Source organism: Thiocystis violacea (assembly GCF_016583565.1).
Taxonomy (GTDB): domain Bacteria; phylum Pseudomonadota; class Gammaproteobacteria; order Chromatiales; family Chromatiaceae; genus Thiorhodococcus; species Thiorhodococcus violaceus_A.
The window spans coordinates 47806-64573 of sequence record NZ_NRRF01000005.1 but is presented as its reverse complement, the minus strand read 5'-3'; the positions used below and the strand labels follow the sequence as shown (position 1 = coordinate 64573).

Here is a 16768-nt window from a genome sequence, read left to right as displayed (position 1 = left end):
ACGCGCTAGGGCAGGCTGATCCGGGTCATGATGCCGTCCTTGAGGCGCCAGTGCTTGAGGCCGGCCGCGATGTGGATCAAGACCAGAACCGCGACGATCAAGCCGCCGAGGCCGTGGTAGAAGAAGAGCATCTCCCCGAGTTCCTTGTTCTCGCCGACGAGCCCGGGCAGGGTCATGCCGAAGAACTGAATGGGGTAGCCGGAGGCGGCGGTTGCGATCCAGCCCCCGATCGGCAACCCGATCAGCAAGACGTAGAGCAGCAGATGGATGCCGCCGCCGACCAGACGCTCGAGCGCGCCGAGCGGCGGATCATAGGGCGGGGCGGGCGTGCGAACGCGCAGCACGATGCGCAGAAGCGTCAGCAGCAGGAGCAGGATGCCGAAACTCTTGTGGGCCATGAAGAGCGTGTTGGTGGTGTCTTCGCCGACCAGGCCCTTGAGACCGTCGTAGCCGAGCGCCCAAAAGGCCAGGCCGGCGAAGAGCAGGCCGAAGACGATGAGTGCAATCAGCCAGTGAAGCAGGCGTTGAAGCAGGGTATAGCGGTTCGTTGTCAAGGTGGTTACCTCGTGATGGGTGCTGGGATGGGTGTACTCGGGAAGGGTGGATCCGCGGCCGGACCGCCTGTCTATCTTATACGGGCGGTGCGAATTCGACAGCATTTGCTCGGCCGCGTTGGCGCGCGCGTCTTGCGGCTCGGGCGCTCGGCCTCACATGAACCTTCAATCCTATGCGACTGGACCTCAGATTCTCGTGACCGTCGAACTTCAAGCTAATCCGCTGCGGCTCAAGACCGCATTGGGATATCTCAACTGGGTCTTCAATCCTTTCCAACGCCTCGGCGTGGTCGGGGTCTACGACCTTCTGTCCACGCGATCACCGACCGAGCAAGGGCTCTACCTCAATCTGGGATACTGGCCGCGGGCCCAGAACCTGGACACCGCCAGCGAGGCCCTGGCCATGCTGGTGGCCGACACGGCGGACATGGGGCCGGGCCATCAGGTTCTGGACGTGGGCTATGGGTTTGGCGACCAGGACATGCTCTGGATGCGCCGGCGCGGTCCGGAGCGCATCACCGGGCTCAATGTGACGGCGTCTCAGGTCGCCGTGGCGCGTCAGCGCGTGGAAGACGCGGGGCTGGCCGAGCGGATCGATCTGCGCCAGGGCTCGGCGACCGAGATGCCGATCGAGGACGCGTCCGTCGACCGGGTGGTTGCGGTCGAATGCGCCTTCCATTTCGACACCCGCGAGGCATTCTTCCGCGAGGCCTGGCGGGTGCTGCGCCCCGGCGGGCGCCTGGTCGTGGCGGACATCCTGCCGATGCCCAGGGCGGGCGGTCGCTGGGCGCGGCTGACGCAGCGTCTGTCCTGGTGGCTGGTGGCGAGCAAGTTCGCGATCCCGCCGGCCAATGCCTATACCCGGCCCACCTATCATTCCCTGCTGGCGCTGCGCGGTTTCGAGGACATCCGTGTCGTGTCGATTCGCGACCAGGTCTATGCGCCCTTGCATGCCTACCTGCGCGCGCATTCCAGAACGGTCGAGCGGCTCCACCCCGTCGCCCGGCTGGCCGCCCGGTTCGCGCTGCGCTTCGACGCCAGCGGCGTCTACGGCGGCCTGGACTATGTACTGGCGAGCGCGGTCAAGCCGGCGTGATGCCCTGAGGTTTCCCTTGGAGACCGAGCGCTGACGGTTGGCGCATCCATCGGTTCTGGCCGGACCCTGGCTGGTGGAGGTGAATGGCCGTTGGCCCGTTATGCCTGGGCCAGTGGTCAGCGGCAGGAGGCCGCGCGCGTCATCCGTCCCGCCGTTCATTCCGCTCCATGGCCTCGATCAGCAGGGCGATGAAGCGATAGCCGGCGTGGACCAGCTTGCTGTACGGCAGCAGCAGAAAGAAGGCGAGCACGCCGCCGAGATGGACCGTGAGCAACAGCCCCATGGCCGCCGTGTCGCGCCACGCCAGCAGTGCCAAGCCGGTCAGGGCGACCGACAGCAGCAGGACCAGCAGGGCATAATCGGCGTGACGGGCCTCGGGGGCCGTGGGGTCCCTGTCCCCGCGCCACTTCAGCCAGAGGAGCCCGGCGATCCCCAGCGACATCCCTAGGCCGCCGAGGGTCCCGAGCACCACGGGGACGCTCAGCAGCGGGTAGGGGGCCTCCCAACCTAGGATATGGTCGTAATAGGTGGCCACGACCGTGGCGGCGAAGCTCGACAGCAGGCCCAGCACCATCGTCTGATGCAGCCAGCGCCGTTTGTGGGACAGCCGCTCATCGAGGTCGTTGCAGCCCGGCCCGCCGCCGCTGAGGTTGCGCAAGAGGAGGACGTCGCGCACCGCCATCCCCAGTGCGCGCAGCGTCACAGGTGCCGCCGCCGTCCGCGTGGCGCGCCAAGCGCGGCGCAGGCCGATCCCGATCGCCAGGCCCGACCAGGCGAGCGGGACCACGCCGATGGCCAGCATGCCGCTCCAGGGCAGGATGCGGTAGAAGGCACCCGCGCCCGTTTGCCGGGCGAAGAGCACCTCGGCCGGCACGCTCATCAGCACCAGCCCGACCAGGAGTCCCACCGCGCCAAGTCCGACCAGCAGCGCGGCGAGCAGGCTGTGCTCCAGCAGGGCGGCCAGCGGTCTGGGCCAGGCACCGTCGACATAGCTTTGCTGGCGCATCCGGGCCAGGCCGCGCGGCACGTTGACGCCGAACGGGTGCGGCGGGGCGTATTGGCAGGCATAGAGGCAGTTGCGGCAGGCGTGGCAGAGATTCGCGAGATGCGCCAGGTCCGCGTCCGCCAGGCGCGGTCGATGTTTCGCGGCCTCGAAGAGATCACAGAAACCATTGCAGTAGCCACAGGCGTTGCAGATGCCCAGCACGCGACGCGCCTCCGCGAGGGTCTTATCCCTGGACACGGCGCGCCGCCTCCTCGCCAGCGAGACGCCCGAAGACGATCCCGATGGTCATGGCCAGCCCCGAGACATAGCCTCGGCCGATGATGTTGGGCGCCATGATCATGCCCGCGGCGAACAGATTCTCGACCGCCAGGCCGTCGCCGAGGCGCACCCGGGTCTGAGCATCGACACGCACCCCATGGTAGGTGAAGGTGATGCCCGGGCGCATGGGGTAGGCCGCGAAGGGCGGTTCGGTCAGTGGCAGGGCCTGGCGGGACTTGGGCGGATCCAGCCCCAGGGTGTGCCAGCCGGCAGGGTCGTCGGCTTGGTCGGCCGGACGAACGGCGGCGTTGTAGCGGGCGATGGTCGTCCTGAGCGCGACTGGATCGATGGCCAAGGCGGCGGCGAGCGTCGTGATGCCGTCCGCGCTGATCGGCGGATAGAGCGACGGCGGCGCCTCCCGCATACCGCGCGCGTCCAGGATCAGATAGCCGATCTGCCCCGGGTAGCCGGCGAGACGCTGGCCCCAGACCGCATAGCGTGTGGATGCCGTGTCTCCACCCTCGTCATGGGAGCGGCGTCCGTTCCTGTCGACCACGATGCCCGCCGGCATGCAGCGAACCCGGGTGACGATCCCGCCGTCATCGGCCGGCGAGCGGGCATCCACGGCGACCAGATAGGCGCTGTGCGGGTCGCCGACCGGCTGGGCACCCTGGCGCAGCATGGAGCCCAGCACCTGGCCCTCGGCGAAGGGCGTGCCCCGGTTGATGAAGCCCGCGGCGGCCTCGCCCCACTGGGCGCGCAACCAGTCGCGGTTCGCCTGGGCGCCGCCGCAGCAGGCGATGGCGGCGCGCGGCCGCCATGCACGCACCTGCTCGCCCTGGGCGACCAGGACCTGCTCCAGCCGACCCTCCCGGATCATGAGGTCTCGCACCTCGGCCGCATACTGGATCTCGACACCGATCCCTTCGGCCGTGGCGTAGAGCGCGTTGAGCATCGACTTGCCGCCGCCGAGCAGGAAGGCCGTCTTGCGCGACGCCGGGAGGACGCCGCTCGCGGTCGGTTGAAAGCGCACCCCGGCGTCCTCCAGCCAGTCCGGCACATCGGCCGAGTGCTGGATCAGCAATGGTGTCAGCGTGCTGTCCATGGTCCCGCCCGTTGCGCGGTCCAGATCGGCCCGGAATTCGGCCACCGGATAGGGGCCGCTCGCCAGCGGGGTCGTTCCCGGATGCATGAAGCGCAGGTTGCGCGAATGGCGGGTGTTACCGCCGCGTAGCCCCTTGGGTGCCTGCTCCAGCAGACAGACGGAGGCTCCGGCGCGACGTGCGGAGATAGCCGCGCACAAGGCCGCCGTCCCGCCGCCGATGACCAGCACCTCGGGCTCCGTCGCGGACGGGTTTGGCGGGGACAGGCGATGTGGGGCGTGGTTCATGTTTCAGGTGTCAGGTGTCAGGTGTCAGGTGTCAGTTTTCAGGTGTCAGGGTTTTCTCTGAATCTGAAAGGGTTGGAGGTACTCTGTCTTGTCTCTTTCTGTACGCAGGACACTGCTTTGCAGTGTCAGCGATCGCGACGCAAGGGGGCGAGCCTCGAGTGCCTCGGCGTGTTCGAATGCGGCGCAATCTCTCAGATCACTGACGAGGCGTCGCACCGATCCCGGGCAGACCCCTTGTAGTCGTCCTTGTCGAGACCGTGCTTCTGCATCTTGTCGTAGAGGGTTTTTCGCGGGACACCCAGCATGTTCATGGTGTCCTTGATGCTGCCCTTGGTCGAGGCGAGCGCTTGGACGATGAGGCTCTTCTCGAAGCACTCGACCTGCTCCGGCAGCGTTCGCGGCTGGTCGGATTGGGTGCCGCTCTGGAGCCCGTCGAGGGACCAGCCATATTGCTCGCCGAGCAGTACGTAGCGCTCGGTGAGATTGCGCAGCTCGCGCACATTGCCGGGCCAGTCGTGGCTCAGCAGCCGGGTGATGTCTCCCTGGTCCGGGAAGGGCGCATCGCGCTGGAAGCGGTCCTGGGCGACGAGGAGGAAGTGATGGAAGAGCAGGGGGATGTCGTCACGGCGGTCGCGCAACGGCGGGATATGCAGGGTGACCACATTGAGGCGGTAGTAGAGGTCTTCGCGAAAGGTGCCGCTGGTGGCGGCATCGCGCAAGTCGACCTTGGTGGCCGCGACGACGCGGAAATCCAGTGGGATCAGCTGGTTGGATCCAAGTCGCTCGATCGCTCGCTCCTGTAGCACCCGCAGCAGGCGCACCTGAGCGGAGGTCGGCATGCTCTCGATCTCGTCGAGGAAGAGGGTGCCGCCATGGGCGTGCTCGAACTTGCCGATCCGCCGGCCCTTGGCGCCGGTGAAGGCGCCGGACTCGTGTCCGAAGAGTTCGCTCTCGATCATGCTCTCGGGCACGGCCCCGCAGTTGACGGCGACGAAGTTGCGATCGCGCCGCCGGCTGTGCTCGTGCAGGGAGCGCGCGACCAGCTCCTTGCCGGTGCCGGTCTCGCCGAGGATGAGCGCGTCGGCACCCGTGTCCGCGATCTGGGCGATGGTCGCGCGCAGCTGCCGCATCTCCGGGCTGTGGCCGATGATGCGCGGACCCAGCGCCGTGTTGGCCATGAGCTCGACGCGCAGGTTGCGGTTCTCCATCACCAGGGCGCGTTTGTCCAGGGCGCGCTGGACCGTGTCGATCAGGCGCTCGGCGGGGTAGGGCTTCTCGATGAAGTCGTAGGCGCCGGCGCGCATCGCGTTGACGGCGGTGCTGATGTCGCCGTGGCCGGTGATGAGAATGACCGGCAAATCGGGGTCGATGGCATGCGCCTTCTCCAGCAGCTCCAAGCCATCCATCCCCGGCAGCCGGATGTCCGTGATCAGCACGCCTGGCCAGTCCTTTCTCAGCAGCGGCAGCGCGGGCTCGGCGCGATCCAGGACCTGCGCCCGCAGGCCGGCGAGTTCCAGTGTCTGCTGGTTGGCCGCGCGGATATGCGGTTCGTCATCGACGAAGATGACCTTGGGGCTATTGCTCATGCGTGGATGTCCGCCGCTGGTAAACGAAGCTCGAAGCAGGCGCCGTTCGGGCAGGGCACGACCCTCAGCGCGCCGCCCATCTCGATGGCGATGCGCGCCGAGATCGCCAGGCCCAGCCCAAGTCCCTCGCCCGCGTCCTTGGTGGTGAAGAAGGGCTCGAAGATCAGGTCGAGATCCGAGCGCGGGATGCCTGGACCCGTATCCTGAACGCGGGTGACGATCATGTCCTCCAGCCGAACCGCGGACAGCAGGATCCGGCGCTGCGGCCCGCCCGCGATGGCCTGGCAGGCATTGCCGAGGAGATTGACCAGGACCTGCTGGAGCAGGACGTCGTTGGCGCGGACGCGCAGGTCCGCCGGAACCCTGGTCTCCAAGTGTCCGTCGCTCTTGGCGAGCAGCGGCGCGGCAATGCGCGCGGCGCCCTCGATCACGGGTGCCAGGGGCAGGTCGGTCAGCTCGCCCGAGGTCTTGCGCGCAAAGAGTTTGAGCTGGGAGCCGATCTTGGCCATGCGGTCGGTGAGGGCGAGGATTTGCTCCAGATTGTCCGTGACCTCCCGCGCGCGACCCTGGCGCAGCAGCAGGCGACCGTTGTCGGCATAGGTACGGATGGCCGAGAGCGGCTGGTTCAGCTCGTGATTGATGCCGGCGGACATCTGCCCGAGCGTTGCCAGCTTGGCCGACTGGATCAGCGCCTGTTGGGCCTCGCGCAGGGCCTGTTCGGCGCGCAGCCGTTCATCGATCTCGTCGCGCAGGCGCCGGTTGCTGCGCGTCAGTTCGGCGGTGCGGCTGGCGACGCGCTCCTCCAGCTGCAGGTTGATGCGCTCCAGCGACGCCCGAGCCGCCTCGGCGAGTGCCGCGTGTGCCCGTCTTCCGCGTTGTTGCTGCAGCAGCAGGGCGGCGATCAGGCCGGACATGACGACCATGGCCGCGGCCAGTATGGTCAGCCGGAGACTGTCGCGGAGCGCCTCGCCGGTGTCGGTCAGCGCGTGAACCTGCCAGCCGGCGGCCGGCATGGCGCGGGATTGCAGCAGATAGGTCTGCCGCCCGGGCCAGCGTCGTCCGGTGCTCAAGCGCACCAGTTGGCCGGTCGGCAGCGCCGCGCCCAGGGTCATGTCCAGCGCGGCCAGTTCGGCCTCTGGGTAGCGGTTGCTGCGCTGGATGCGCGCGCGGGTCGCCGCGTCGACCGGAAAGAGGGTGCGGAAGCGCTGCTCGGGGCGCGTCGAGACGAAGATCACGCCATCGGGATCCGTGACCAGGAAGATGCGATCGGGCTTGCTCCAGCGCTGCTCGGCCTCGGCGATGTCGATCTTGACGACGACCGCGCCCAGGATCTCGTCCCCTTCGCGCACCGGATAGGCGAAGTAGTAGCCGCGCTGCCGGGAGGTCGTTCCGAGCGCGAAGTAGCGGCCGAGCTGCCCGCCGATGGCGTCGCGGAAATAGGGTCGAAAGCTGAAGTTGCGGCCGACGAAGGGCCGCTCCGCGTGCCAGTTGCTGGCGGCGATGGTCAGCCCCGTGGCGTCCATCAAATAGGTATCCGCCGCATCGCTGATCCGGTTGATGGTTTCGAGATAGCGGTTGAGCGCCTCGATGCTGGCCTGGCCGCCGGGGGCGCGCAGGAAGTCGCTCAGGCGCGGATTGGTCGCCAGTAGCTCGGGCAGCGGTTCATATTTGGCGAGCAGCCCGTGGAGGTGCGCGACATAGAGATCGAGGTCGGTGCGGCCCTGATCGGCAAGACGGGCCACGCCGTCTCGGTAGGCCCAGGTCGCCAGACCCCAGAGCCCAAGGCCGAGCGCGGCGAGCAGGCTGGTCCAGAGCAGGGCGCGCGTCCAGCGGGTCCCTCGTTCAGAGTCGGCTTGGGCGATGGTGCACACCTGGGGCGGATGACGGATCGGGCGCGGTTCATGGCCGCTTAGGCGACTTGCGGGTGTCCACCCGGCGATGCGCCTTGCTCGGGCCAGCGCCCCCTGCGCCGGGCGTTCGGTCGAGGCCCGCGATCATGCGCGCCCGGATCGCCGGCTAGACCGACATCCCAGCCTTGTAGCCGGAATCCCCCGTCCAGTAGCCGTCGCACAGTCCCGAGGGCGCCCACTCACGCAAGCTGGCGGTTCCCGCGCCGGGCTCGAGGTCGCCGGTGAGACAGTCGGCGAACACCTTGACGATGTCGGCGGTGTGCTCCGACTGAGGGCTGATGCGGAGCACGTCGACGCCCATGGCGCTGACCTCGGCCAGGGCCGGGAGCAGGTTGTGGGTGTTGGCGGACTGGGTCTGGATGCCGTTCAGGTTGAGGAACTCCTTGCCGTCCTGGGTGGTGATCACCAGGCCGTCCGGGTAGTCGCCGCAGCAGAACTGGCAGTCGTCCTTGCCCAGATCGCGGTTGTAGGCGGTGAAGCAGCGCGCGGAGTAGGCCAGCGGCAGGCGTCCGAAGGCGAACAGCTCGCACTCGACACCCTCGGGACGCGACTTCAGCAGCTCGGTGGCGGTGTCGCGGCCAAGCTCGACGGGGAGCACCCAACGCTTGAGCCCCTGTTTGGCGAGAAACGCCAGGGTGCGATGGTTGTACATGTTGATGGAGTGGCCGGTGACGAAGGGTCGGCCCTCGAGGAAGTCGAGCGCGGCCAGGTCGTTGGCCTCGATCATGAAGCGTGCGTCGTCGCAGATGCGCTTGAGCGTCTTGAGCTCGCCGTCCGACTCGATGAGCGCGAGCGTGGAGATGACCGCCTCTTTGCCGGCGGCGACCACACGCTCGGCGATCTCCCAATAATCCTCCGGGCGCAGCTGCCGGCGTTTGGAGCAGATGGTCTCGCCGAGATAGACGATGTCCACCGGCGTTTCGATCAGCTCGGCGTAGAAGTCGAGAACCTGTTCACGGGGCCAGAGATAGAGGATGGGGCCGAGTGAGAGACGGGGGCGATGGGTCGTGGTGTTCAAGGGTGCCATGGGGTGGGTTCGAAGGTGAATGGTCGTGCGGGCCGCACAGGCGCGGGGAGGACGCAGGCAGGCGGATCAGTCGGTCGAGCGGTGCGCTTCACCTGATGATGAGGCCAACCATCGCGACGACTGACATCGACGCGCTCGGCGTCCTCTGTGCCCTTGCGGTCCCGATGAGATCAATGCCAGGTCCGCTCGTAGGGTCCGATGGTGGTTTGCGCGCCCTCGGAGACCTGCGCCAGGATCTGATGCCAGCTCTCCTTCGGCCGGAAGGCCTGCGGATTGCGCTTGCAGAGGTCGATCGCCTCGCGCCACACCTTGGCGACCTGAGAGACGTAGCGGGTGCTGCGCTGGCGCCCCTCGATCTTGATGGCGCTGACGCCGGCCCCGAGGATGTGCGGCAGGATATCCAGGGTGTTGAGGCTGGTCGGCTCCTCGATGGCGTGGCGCAGCTCGCCGTCGACCTCGTAGCGGCCCTTGCAGAGCGTCGGGTAGCCGGCGGCCTCCGCGTGGGAGCGCCGCTCGATGAGGATGCCGCCGAGGCGGGTCTCCTGACCATCGGGGGTATCGCGCCATTCCACGTGCGCGGCCGGCGAGCAGGCGCCGAAGGTGTTGGGCGATTGTCCGCTGGCATAGGAGGAGAGCAGGCAGCGCCCCTCGACCATGACGCAGAGACTGCCGAAGCCGAAGATCTCGACCGGGACGGAGGTCTGCTCGATGAGGTGCGCGACCTGGGCGAGCGAGAGCACGCGCGGCACCACGACGCGCTTGATGCCGAAGTGCCGCTGCATGAAGCCGATCGCCGAGGGATTGGTGGCGGAGCCCTGCACGGAGAGGTGCAGGTTCACGTTCGGATGGCGCTCGGCGGCGTAGTCCAGCACGCCCATGTCGGCCAGGATGATGGCGTCGACGCCGAAGTCGGCGGCGCGGTCGACCGCGGCCGTCCAGCGCTCCCAGCCGTTGGGCTGGGCATAGGTGTTGATTGCGACGAAGACCTTGACCTTGCGGTCATGGGCGTACTGCACGCCTTGGGCGATCTGCTTGTCGTTGAAGTTCAGACCGGCGAAGTGGCGCGCATTGGTGTCGTCGCGGAAGCCGATGTAGACGGCATTGGCGCCGTTGTCGACGGCGGCCTTGAGCATCGGCAGATTGCCGGCGGGACAAACGAGCTCCATGGTGTTTCGATCTCCTGCGGGCTACGCAGTTTTGACGCGTTGGTGATGAGAGGTGGTATTGGCCTTATCGCCCTGGCGGGTGCCGCGGCGATACAGCTCGGCCTCGATGCCGTTGAGGACGGCCCACTTCTGGCTGCACCAGTCGGGCGCCAGCAGGATGTCTTTCGAGGCCGTGCCGGTAAGTCTGTGGTAGATGACGCCGGGTGGCGTGCGCTCGACCAGATCGGCACAGATCTGGATGTAGGTCTCCAGGCTCAACGGCTCGTACTCGCCGCGACGCCACTGGATGGCCAGCTGGGTATGGCGCACCACATGCAGCGGATGGAGCTTGAGCCCTTCGACGCCCAGTTCCAGCACACGGTCGAGCGTGGTCAAGGCCGCATCCCGCCCCTCGCCAGGCAGGCCGATGATGAAATGGGTGCAGACCTGGATGCCCCGCCGATGGGCCGCCGTGACCGCTGCCCTGTATTCCGCGAAGCCGTGGCCGCGATTGACCTTGGCCAGGGTGGCATCGTCCGCGGATTGCAGCCCCAATTCGAGCCAGACCTCCTTACCGCGCGTGCGATAGCTGGCCAGCAGATCCAGCACGGCCTCGGGCACGCAGTCGGGCCGGGTGCCGACCGAGAGTCCGACCACGTCAGGATGCGTCAGGGCGCTGTCGTAGCGCTCGCGCAGCACCTCGACATCGTCGTAGGTGTTGGTATAGGTCTGGAAGTAGGCCATGAAGCGCCGGGCGCCCGTGCGCTTGGCCAGCACGCCGCGACCTGCTTCCAGCTGAGGGTCGATCTGCGGTGAGCGCTTGGCGTTGGGGCCGAAGGACACGTTGTTGCAGAAGGTGCAGCCGCCCTGTCCCTTGGAGCCGTCGCGATTCGGGCAGGTGAAGCCCGCGCTCAGGGCGAGCTTGTGCACCCGCTGGCCATAGCGCTTGAGCAGGTACTGACCGAAGGTGTTGACGCGATCACTGAGCGCGCGATGGGGCAGGGGAGAGGCAGGCATTCGAACAAAAATAACCGGGGTCGCGGATTAACCCTATGATCAAGATCAACTTCAAAGTATATCAGTCTCAGCCCGCCGTGCGTCTGGTTAGATTTCCCGCCCAGACCCGCGCGCCTGAGTCGCGCACGCGAGCCCCCCCGCTCACGGCATCAAGATCCCCGCAAGCGCGATCCGCCTCAGGCAGAGCAGGGCGGTGGCAGGCCGCTATACTGAAAATCGGAACTCAAAAAGTCTCTCTGTTTCCGCTCTGACTGCTGCCTGGTCGTTGTGCCGCGAATGTCTTGGCCTGGCTAGAGGGCGGCCTTCCTTGTCGATACGGGAGGGGGTCTGGGATGAAAGGCAAGCGTGGCTATCGCGTCCCTCGTTTCGGGATCATCGCCAGGATCCTCTATTTCTTCGTCGACTCGCCGCTGACGCCGCTCTTCATCGGGGCCTCCATCCTGCTTGGCGCCCTGGCAGTGGCACTGCTGCCGCGCGAAGAGGAACCGCAGATCGTGGTTCCGGTCATCGATGTCTTCGTCGAGATGCCGGGGTCCAGCGCCAAAGAGGTCGAGCAGCGGGTCACTCGACCGCTGGAACAGCTGGCGTGGGAGCTGCCTGGGGTCGAATACATCTACTCGACCTCCAGTCCGGGCCAGTCGCTCACCATCGTGCGTTTCCTGGTCGGCTGGGATGAGGAGCAGGCGATCGTCCAGCTCTACCAGAAGCTCTATGCCAACCTGGATCGGATTCCCGAGGGTGCATCCAGCCCGCTGTTGAAGCCGCGCCGTATCGATGACGTCCCCATCCTGGCCTTGACCTTCCATGGCGGCGGCTACGACAGCCATGCGCTGCGGCGCCTCGCGGCGGAGGTCGAGGACGCCGTGAAGCAGATCCCGGACGTCTCGGAGACGACCCTCATCGGGGGGCAACGCCGCCAGTTGAGAGTCGAGCTGGACGCCAGCCGGCTGACGGCCTACCAGCTGGACCCGAGCCATGTCCTGCGGTCGCTGCGCGCGGCCAATCGGCAGAACCGCGCCGGGAGCTTTCCGCTCGGCGATCGGGAGACCCTGGTGGAGACCGGGGGGTTCCTGCGTGACGCCTTCGACGTGGGTGCCGTCGTCGTCGGGGTCTATCAGGGGCAGCTCGTCTATCTGCGCGACATCGCGGAGATCCTCGATGGACCCGAGGAGGTCGAGGACTATGTGCTCTTTGGCCGGGGCGCCGGAGCCGAGTCCGCCGGCCAGGCCGCCGTGGAAGAGCCCGCGGTGACGCTTGCCCTCGCCAAGCGCCCGGGCACCAACGCGGTCGGCGTGGTCGGGGAGGTGATGCGCAAGCTGGAGCTGCTCCAGGGGCGGGTCATCCCCGCGGCGGTCGAGGTCACCGTGACCCGCGACTACGGCCACACGGCGCGCGAGAAGTCGGACGAGCTGCTGTTTCACATGGGGCTCGCGGTCATCGGCGTGAGCCTGCTGGTCGCCGCCGTCCTGGGGTGGCGGGAGGCGGGCGTGGTCGCCATCGCCATCCCGGTCACGCTGGCCCTCACCCTGACGGTCTTCTTCCTGCTCGGCTTCACGCTGAATCGGGTGACCCTCTTCGCGCTCATCTTCTCCATCGGCATCCTGGTGGACGACCCCATCGTCGACGTCGAGAACGTCGTCCGGCACTTCCGGCTGCCGGAGAACCGCAACCGTTCGCTCAAGGAGGTGACGGTCGAGGCGGTGAACGAGGTGCGCAGCCCCCTGGTGCTGGCAACGCTCACGGTGATCGCGGCCGTGGTGCCCATGGCCTTCGTGCAGGGCCTCATGGGTCCATACATGCGCCCGATTCCGGTCGGCGCGACCGCGGCCATGCTCTTCTCCATGGCGGTCGCCTTCATCGCGACGCCCTGGGCGGCTTACCGGATGCTGAAGTGGCATAGCCGCCAGGCGGGGCAGCGCGCTGACAGGGAGGACTGGACCACCCGCGCCTATCGGCGTGTCATGGGTCCGATGATCCGCAAGCCGAGGCTGGGGATGGCCTTCCTGGCCACGATCAGCCTCCTGCTGGTGCTCTCCTGCGGTCTGGTCGCGGTCGGCGCGGTCAAGGTCAAGATGCTGCCCTACGACAACAAGAGCGAGCTGCAGATCATCGTGGACACGGACGAGGGCAGCGCGCTGGAGTGCACGGCCAATTTCGCGCGCACCCTGGCGGCCGAGCTGCGCAAGGAGCCCGCGGTGCTCAACTATCAGCTCTATGCCGGCACCTCGGCACCCTACAACTTCAACGGTCTGGTGCGGCACTACTTCCTGCGGCGCGGCCCCAATGTCGCGGATATCCAGGTGAACCTGGTCGCCAAGGAGGAGCGCACCCGCCAGAGCCATGAGATCGCCAAAGGCATCCGCGCCCGGCTGCATGCCATCCCGACCCAATGCGGTGCGCGGGTGAAGGTCGCCGAGGTGCCGCCCGGACCGCCGGTCCTGCAGACGCTGGTGGCCGAGATCTATGGCCCGGACTATGACGAGCAACTGGCCATCGCGCGCCAGGTGGAGGCGCTGTTCGAGGAGACGCCCGGCGTGGTGGATGTCGATTCCTACATCGAGGCCGATCAGCCGCTGGCGCGTTTCCGCTTCGATCAGGAGAAGGCCGCCCTGCACGGGATCAGCGCGGATCAGGTGTCGGAGCTGATCCGCATCACCGAGAAGGGCGCCGACGCCGGCCTGCTGCATGCCGGGGCTGAGCGGGAGGACGTGCTCATCCGGGTTCGCCTACCCATCGGTCAACGCGCGCAGCCGGAGTCGATCACGCCCATCCCGGTCTGTGTGGACGACCACTGCGTCCCATTGGGAGAGGTGACACGGATCGAGGCGGATGTCGGTGAGAAGAGCATCTACCGCAAGAACCAGCTGCCGGTCGTCTATGTGACGGGCGACGTCGCCGGGGCGGAGGAGAGTCCCGTCTACGCGCTGCTCAAGCTCAACGAGCGCATCAACGCCTATGTTCCCGAGGGCCGGGAGGCGCCCATGGAGGTCTGGAACATCCGCCAGCCCTTCTCCACCTTCGAGCCCTCGATGAAATGGGACGGCGAGTGGCACATCACCTACGAGGTATTCCGCGATCTGGGCGCCGCCTTCGGCGTCGTCCTCATCCTGATCTATGCCCTCATCGTCGGCTGGTTCCGCTCCTTCCGCACGCCCTTCATCATCATGGCGGCGATTCCCTTCTCGCTGGTCGGCATCCTGCCCGCGCACTGGGCGCTCGGCGCCTTCTTCACCGCTACCTCCATGATCGGCTTCATCGCGGGGGCCGGGATCGTGGTGCGCAACTCCATCATCCTGGTCGACTTCATCAAGCTCAGGGTCAAACAGGGCATGCCCCTGGCCGAGGCCGTCGTCGACGCCGGCGCCATCCGCTTCCGCCCGATGCTGCTGACCGCGATGGCCGTGGTCGTCGGCGGCAGCGTCATCCTCTTCGATCCCATCTTCCAGGGACTGGCGGTCTCGCTCATGGCTGGAGAGGTCGCCTCGCTGCTCCTGTCACGGATGGCGGTCCCGATCATCTACTACCTGGCGATGCGGCATCAGTACCGGGGGGGTGTCGTCGAGACGGAGACCGTCGGCGGGTGAGCTGCGAGCGCCAACCGCACCAAGCGCAGATCGGCATCCATCGAGGATTCGCGTCAGGCGGGTGGATCCCGATCCTATGGATCCCGATCAGTAGTGCGGCGGCCGCTCCTGACTGCCGGAATCGGACTGGGCCATCACCGCAAGCAGTTCGCGCAGCCGCTCGATATCGCGACGAAGAAGGTCGATCTGGTCTTGCTGCTGCTTGACGACCTGGTTGAGCGCCTTGATGTCGTCGTCCTGATAGGTCAGACGCATTTGGAGGTCGGCGATGGCTTCGGCATGGCTCATGTCATCATGGCTCATGGGCGCTGATCTCCCGACTCAGATAAAGAGGAGGATGGCGAAATAGTGGCTCACGCTGCCGGCGAGCACGAAGAGGTGCCAGACGCCATGACACCATGGATAGCGGTCGTCGAGGAGGTAGAAGATGACGCCGACCGTGTAGAAGAGCCCGCCGGCGAGCAGCACCCAGAAGCCGGCCGGGGGGAGGGCGGCGATGAGTGGGTCGAGCGCCAGGAGCACCAGCCAACCCATGGTGAGATAGATCACCATGGACAGGATCCGCGGCCCTTTTCTGGGGAGCGAATCCAGCACCATGCCGGCCAGCGCCAGCGCCCAGACCCCGGCGAACATCCACCAGCCGGTCTGCCCTTTCAGAACCAGCAGGGTGAAAGGCGTGTAGGTGCCCGCGATCAGGAGATAGATGGCGTCGTGGTCCAGCACCCTGAAGACCTGCTTCGCGCGACCCCGGAAGCTGTGATAGAGGGTCGAGAACAGATAGAGCAGGAAGAGGGTGACGCCGTAGATGCTCATGCTGACGATGCGCAGCGCGCCGCCCTCGGTGCTGGCCAGCGTCACCATGACGGTGACGCCGATCAGGGCGAGGACGGCCCCGACGAGGTGCGAAATGCTGTTGAAGAATTCGCCCGCGTACATCCTCTTGACTACCTCGAGGCCGTATAGCTCCCGCTCAGCATCCAGTCACGCAACCGGTTCGAGTCGCCGACGGGTGTCATCTTGCCGTTCGCGCCGAGCAGGACGATGGTGAGTCTGCGGTCACCGATGCGTGTCTGCATGACCAGGCAGCGCCCCGCCTCGTTGATGAAGCCAGTCTTGCTGACTTCGATTTGCCAGTCCGGGTCTCTGACCAGCGGGTTGGTATTGCGATACTGCAGCGGCCGGTGATCCGCGAAGGGGTAGAGCGTCATTTCGCCGCGCGAGGTGGTGCTGCGGATGAAGGCGTAGCGCGAGGCGGCCTGCACCATCTTCACCATGTCCTCGGCCGTGGAGTGGTTGCGCGGATCCAGCCCGGTCGGGTCGACGAAGTTGGTGTCGCGCATGCCAAGCGCCTTGGCCTTGCGGTTCATGGCGCGGACGAAGACAGGGGTTCCACCGCGGAAGGTGGTGCGCGAGAGTGCGTGCGCCGCGCGGTTGTCCGATGAAATGAGCGCGGCCATCATCATCTGGTTGCGTGGCAACCGGGCCGCACCGATGCGCAGGCGCGAGCTGCTGTTCTTCAAGCGGTCGCGATCCTGCTCGACGATGCTGATCGGCGTGCTCATGGAGACGCCGGCGTCCAGAACGACCATGGCGGTCATGAGCTTGGTGACGGAGGCGATGGGGCGTGCCTGGCGCGTGTTCCTCGCGTAAAGGCGGTTGCCGCGATCATCGACGACCAGTGCGCTCGGTGTCTGCAGGCGCAGTCCCGGCGGGAGGCTGTCCGCGCGATCGCTGCGGTTGCCGTCGTCGAGACGGTTGAGCGTGTAGCTCGGCTCATAGGCTGACCGATAGCTCGAGACCGCCGGAGAGTTGGGGTTCGGGCGGTAGGACGAGTCATAGGCTCGGCTGTCGGAGTCCGTCGCGCAGGCCGCGCCACCGAGCACGATGCCGCCCACCAGAAGCGCCATGAGCATCAACCGACCGAGCCGAGCGGGCGTGTATTCGTAGAGGGATCGCAAAAGGACAAACAACGGTGGCAACCTCGGCGTTGGAGTTGGGTAGAAATTAAGCGGGATAGAATAAAGGTAGACGTATCGCACGGCTATGCTGATTTGCGATCTCTGACGCGAAGCTTGCACATCGAGGGTCGGAAGGAAACACGCTGTGCGCCGCATTTTCCAGCTGTCTTGAATTGGCAGTGCGGTTCGGAGGACCCTCGGGACTACAATCCGTCGCGGACAGGGCAGGTCCGGCGC

13 protein-coding genes are annotated in these 16768 nt (G+C 66.8%); 2 read left to right on the top strand and 11 right to left on the bottom strand.

The genetic code is table 11. The annotated features are described in order from the left end of the window. Nucleotides 1-5: 5 nt before the first annotated feature. Nucleotides 6-554: a cytochrome b gene (locus tag CKO23_RS03330; RefSeq protein WP_200328334.1), complete on the bottom strand. Its 549-nt coding sequence runs from the start codon at nt 552-554 to the stop codon at nt 6-8. A gap of 157 nt (nt 555-711) precedes the next feature. On the opposite strand from CKO23_RS03330, the gene CKO23_RS03325 reads away from it, so the two are divergent. After that, a complete protein-coding gene (locus CKO23_RS03325) occupies nt 712-1650 on the top strand; it encodes an SAM-dependent methyltransferase (RefSeq protein WP_200328333.1) in 939 nt (312 codons plus the stop codon). Nucleotides 1651-1789: 139 nt separating this feature from the next. Here the strand turns inward: CKO23_RS03325 and tcuB are convergent, their stop codons facing one another. From tcuB to CKO23_RS03290, 7 genes are all read right to left on the bottom strand, one after another. Further along, on the bottom strand, nt 1790-2893 hold the full coding sequence (gene tcuB / locus CKO23_RS03320; protein WP_200328332.1) for a tricarballylate utilization 4Fe-4S protein TcuB: 1104 nt from the start codon (nt 2891-2893) through the stop codon (nt 1790-1792). Then, nucleotides 2880-4304 carry an FAD-dependent tricarballylate dehydrogenase TcuA gene (gene tcuA / locus CKO23_RS03315; protein WP_200328331.1) on the bottom strand — a complete coding sequence of 475 codons (1425 nt, stop codon included), beginning with the start codon at nt 4302-4304 and terminating at the stop codon, nt 2880-2882. Before tcuA ends, tcuB begins: the two co-directional genes overlap by 14 nt. A 191-nt stretch (nt 4305-4495) precedes the next feature. Then, a complete protein-coding gene (locus tag CKO23_RS03310; protein WP_200328330.1) occupies nt 4496-5890 on the bottom strand; it encodes a sigma-54-dependent transcriptional regulator in 1395 nt (464 codons plus the stop codon). Next, nucleotides 5887-7761: a sensor histidine kinase gene (locus tag CKO23_RS03305; protein ID WP_346014556.1), complete on the bottom strand. Its 1875-nt coding sequence runs from the start codon at nt 7759-7761 to the stop codon at nt 5887-5889. Before CKO23_RS03305 ends, CKO23_RS03310 begins: the two co-directional genes overlap by 4 nt. A 145-nt stretch (nt 7762-7906) precedes the next feature. Further along, nucleotides 7907-8827 carry a ubiquinone anaerobic biosynthesis protein UbiV gene (gene ubiV / locus CKO23_RS03300; protein ID WP_200328329.1) on the bottom strand — a complete coding sequence of 307 codons (921 nt, stop codon included), beginning with the start codon at nt 8825-8827 and terminating at the stop codon, nt 7907-7909. 170 nt (nt 8828-8997) lie between these two features. Continuing rightward, a complete protein-coding gene (ubiU, locus tag CKO23_RS03295; protein WP_200328328.1) occupies nt 8998-9993 on the bottom strand; it encodes a ubiquinone anaerobic biosynthesis protein UbiU in 996 nt (331 codons plus the stop codon). Nucleotides 9994-10014: 21 nt separating this feature from the next. Beyond that, complete coding sequence (locus CKO23_RS03290; RefSeq protein ID WP_200328327.1) at nt 10015-10989, bottom strand: TIGR01212 family radical SAM protein; 975 nt, start codon at nt 10987-10989, stop codon at nt 10015-10017. Between the two features lie 332 nt (nt 10990-11321). On the opposite strand from CKO23_RS03290, the gene CKO23_RS03285 reads away from it, so the two are divergent. Next, a complete protein-coding gene (locus tag CKO23_RS03285; RefSeq protein WP_200328326.1) occupies nt 11322-14573 on the top strand; it encodes an efflux RND transporter permease subunit in 3252 nt (1083 codons plus the stop codon). Between the two features lie 87 nt (nt 14574-14660). Here the strand turns inward: CKO23_RS03285 and CKO23_RS03280 are convergent, their stop codons facing one another. The 3 genes from CKO23_RS03280 to CKO23_RS03270 are packed head-to-tail and all read right to left on the bottom strand — an operon-like array spanning nt 14661 to nt 16543. Then, nucleotides 14661-14876: a SlyX family protein gene (locus CKO23_RS03280; protein WP_200328325.1), complete on the bottom strand. Its 216-nt coding sequence runs from the start codon at nt 14874-14876 to the stop codon at nt 14661-14663. 18 nt (nt 14877-14894) lie between these two features. Beyond that, complete coding sequence (gene trhA / locus CKO23_RS03275) at nt 14895-15509, bottom strand: PAQR family membrane homeostasis protein TrhA (RefSeq protein WP_200328324.1); 615 nt, start codon at nt 15507-15509, stop codon at nt 14895-14897. Between the two features lie 8 nt (nt 15510-15517). Further along, nucleotides 15518-16543: a serine hydrolase gene (locus tag CKO23_RS03270; protein ID WP_242482184.1), complete on the bottom strand. Its 1026-nt coding sequence runs from the start codon at nt 16541-16543 to the stop codon at nt 15518-15520. Between the last annotated feature and the right edge of the window lie 225 nt (nt 16544-16768).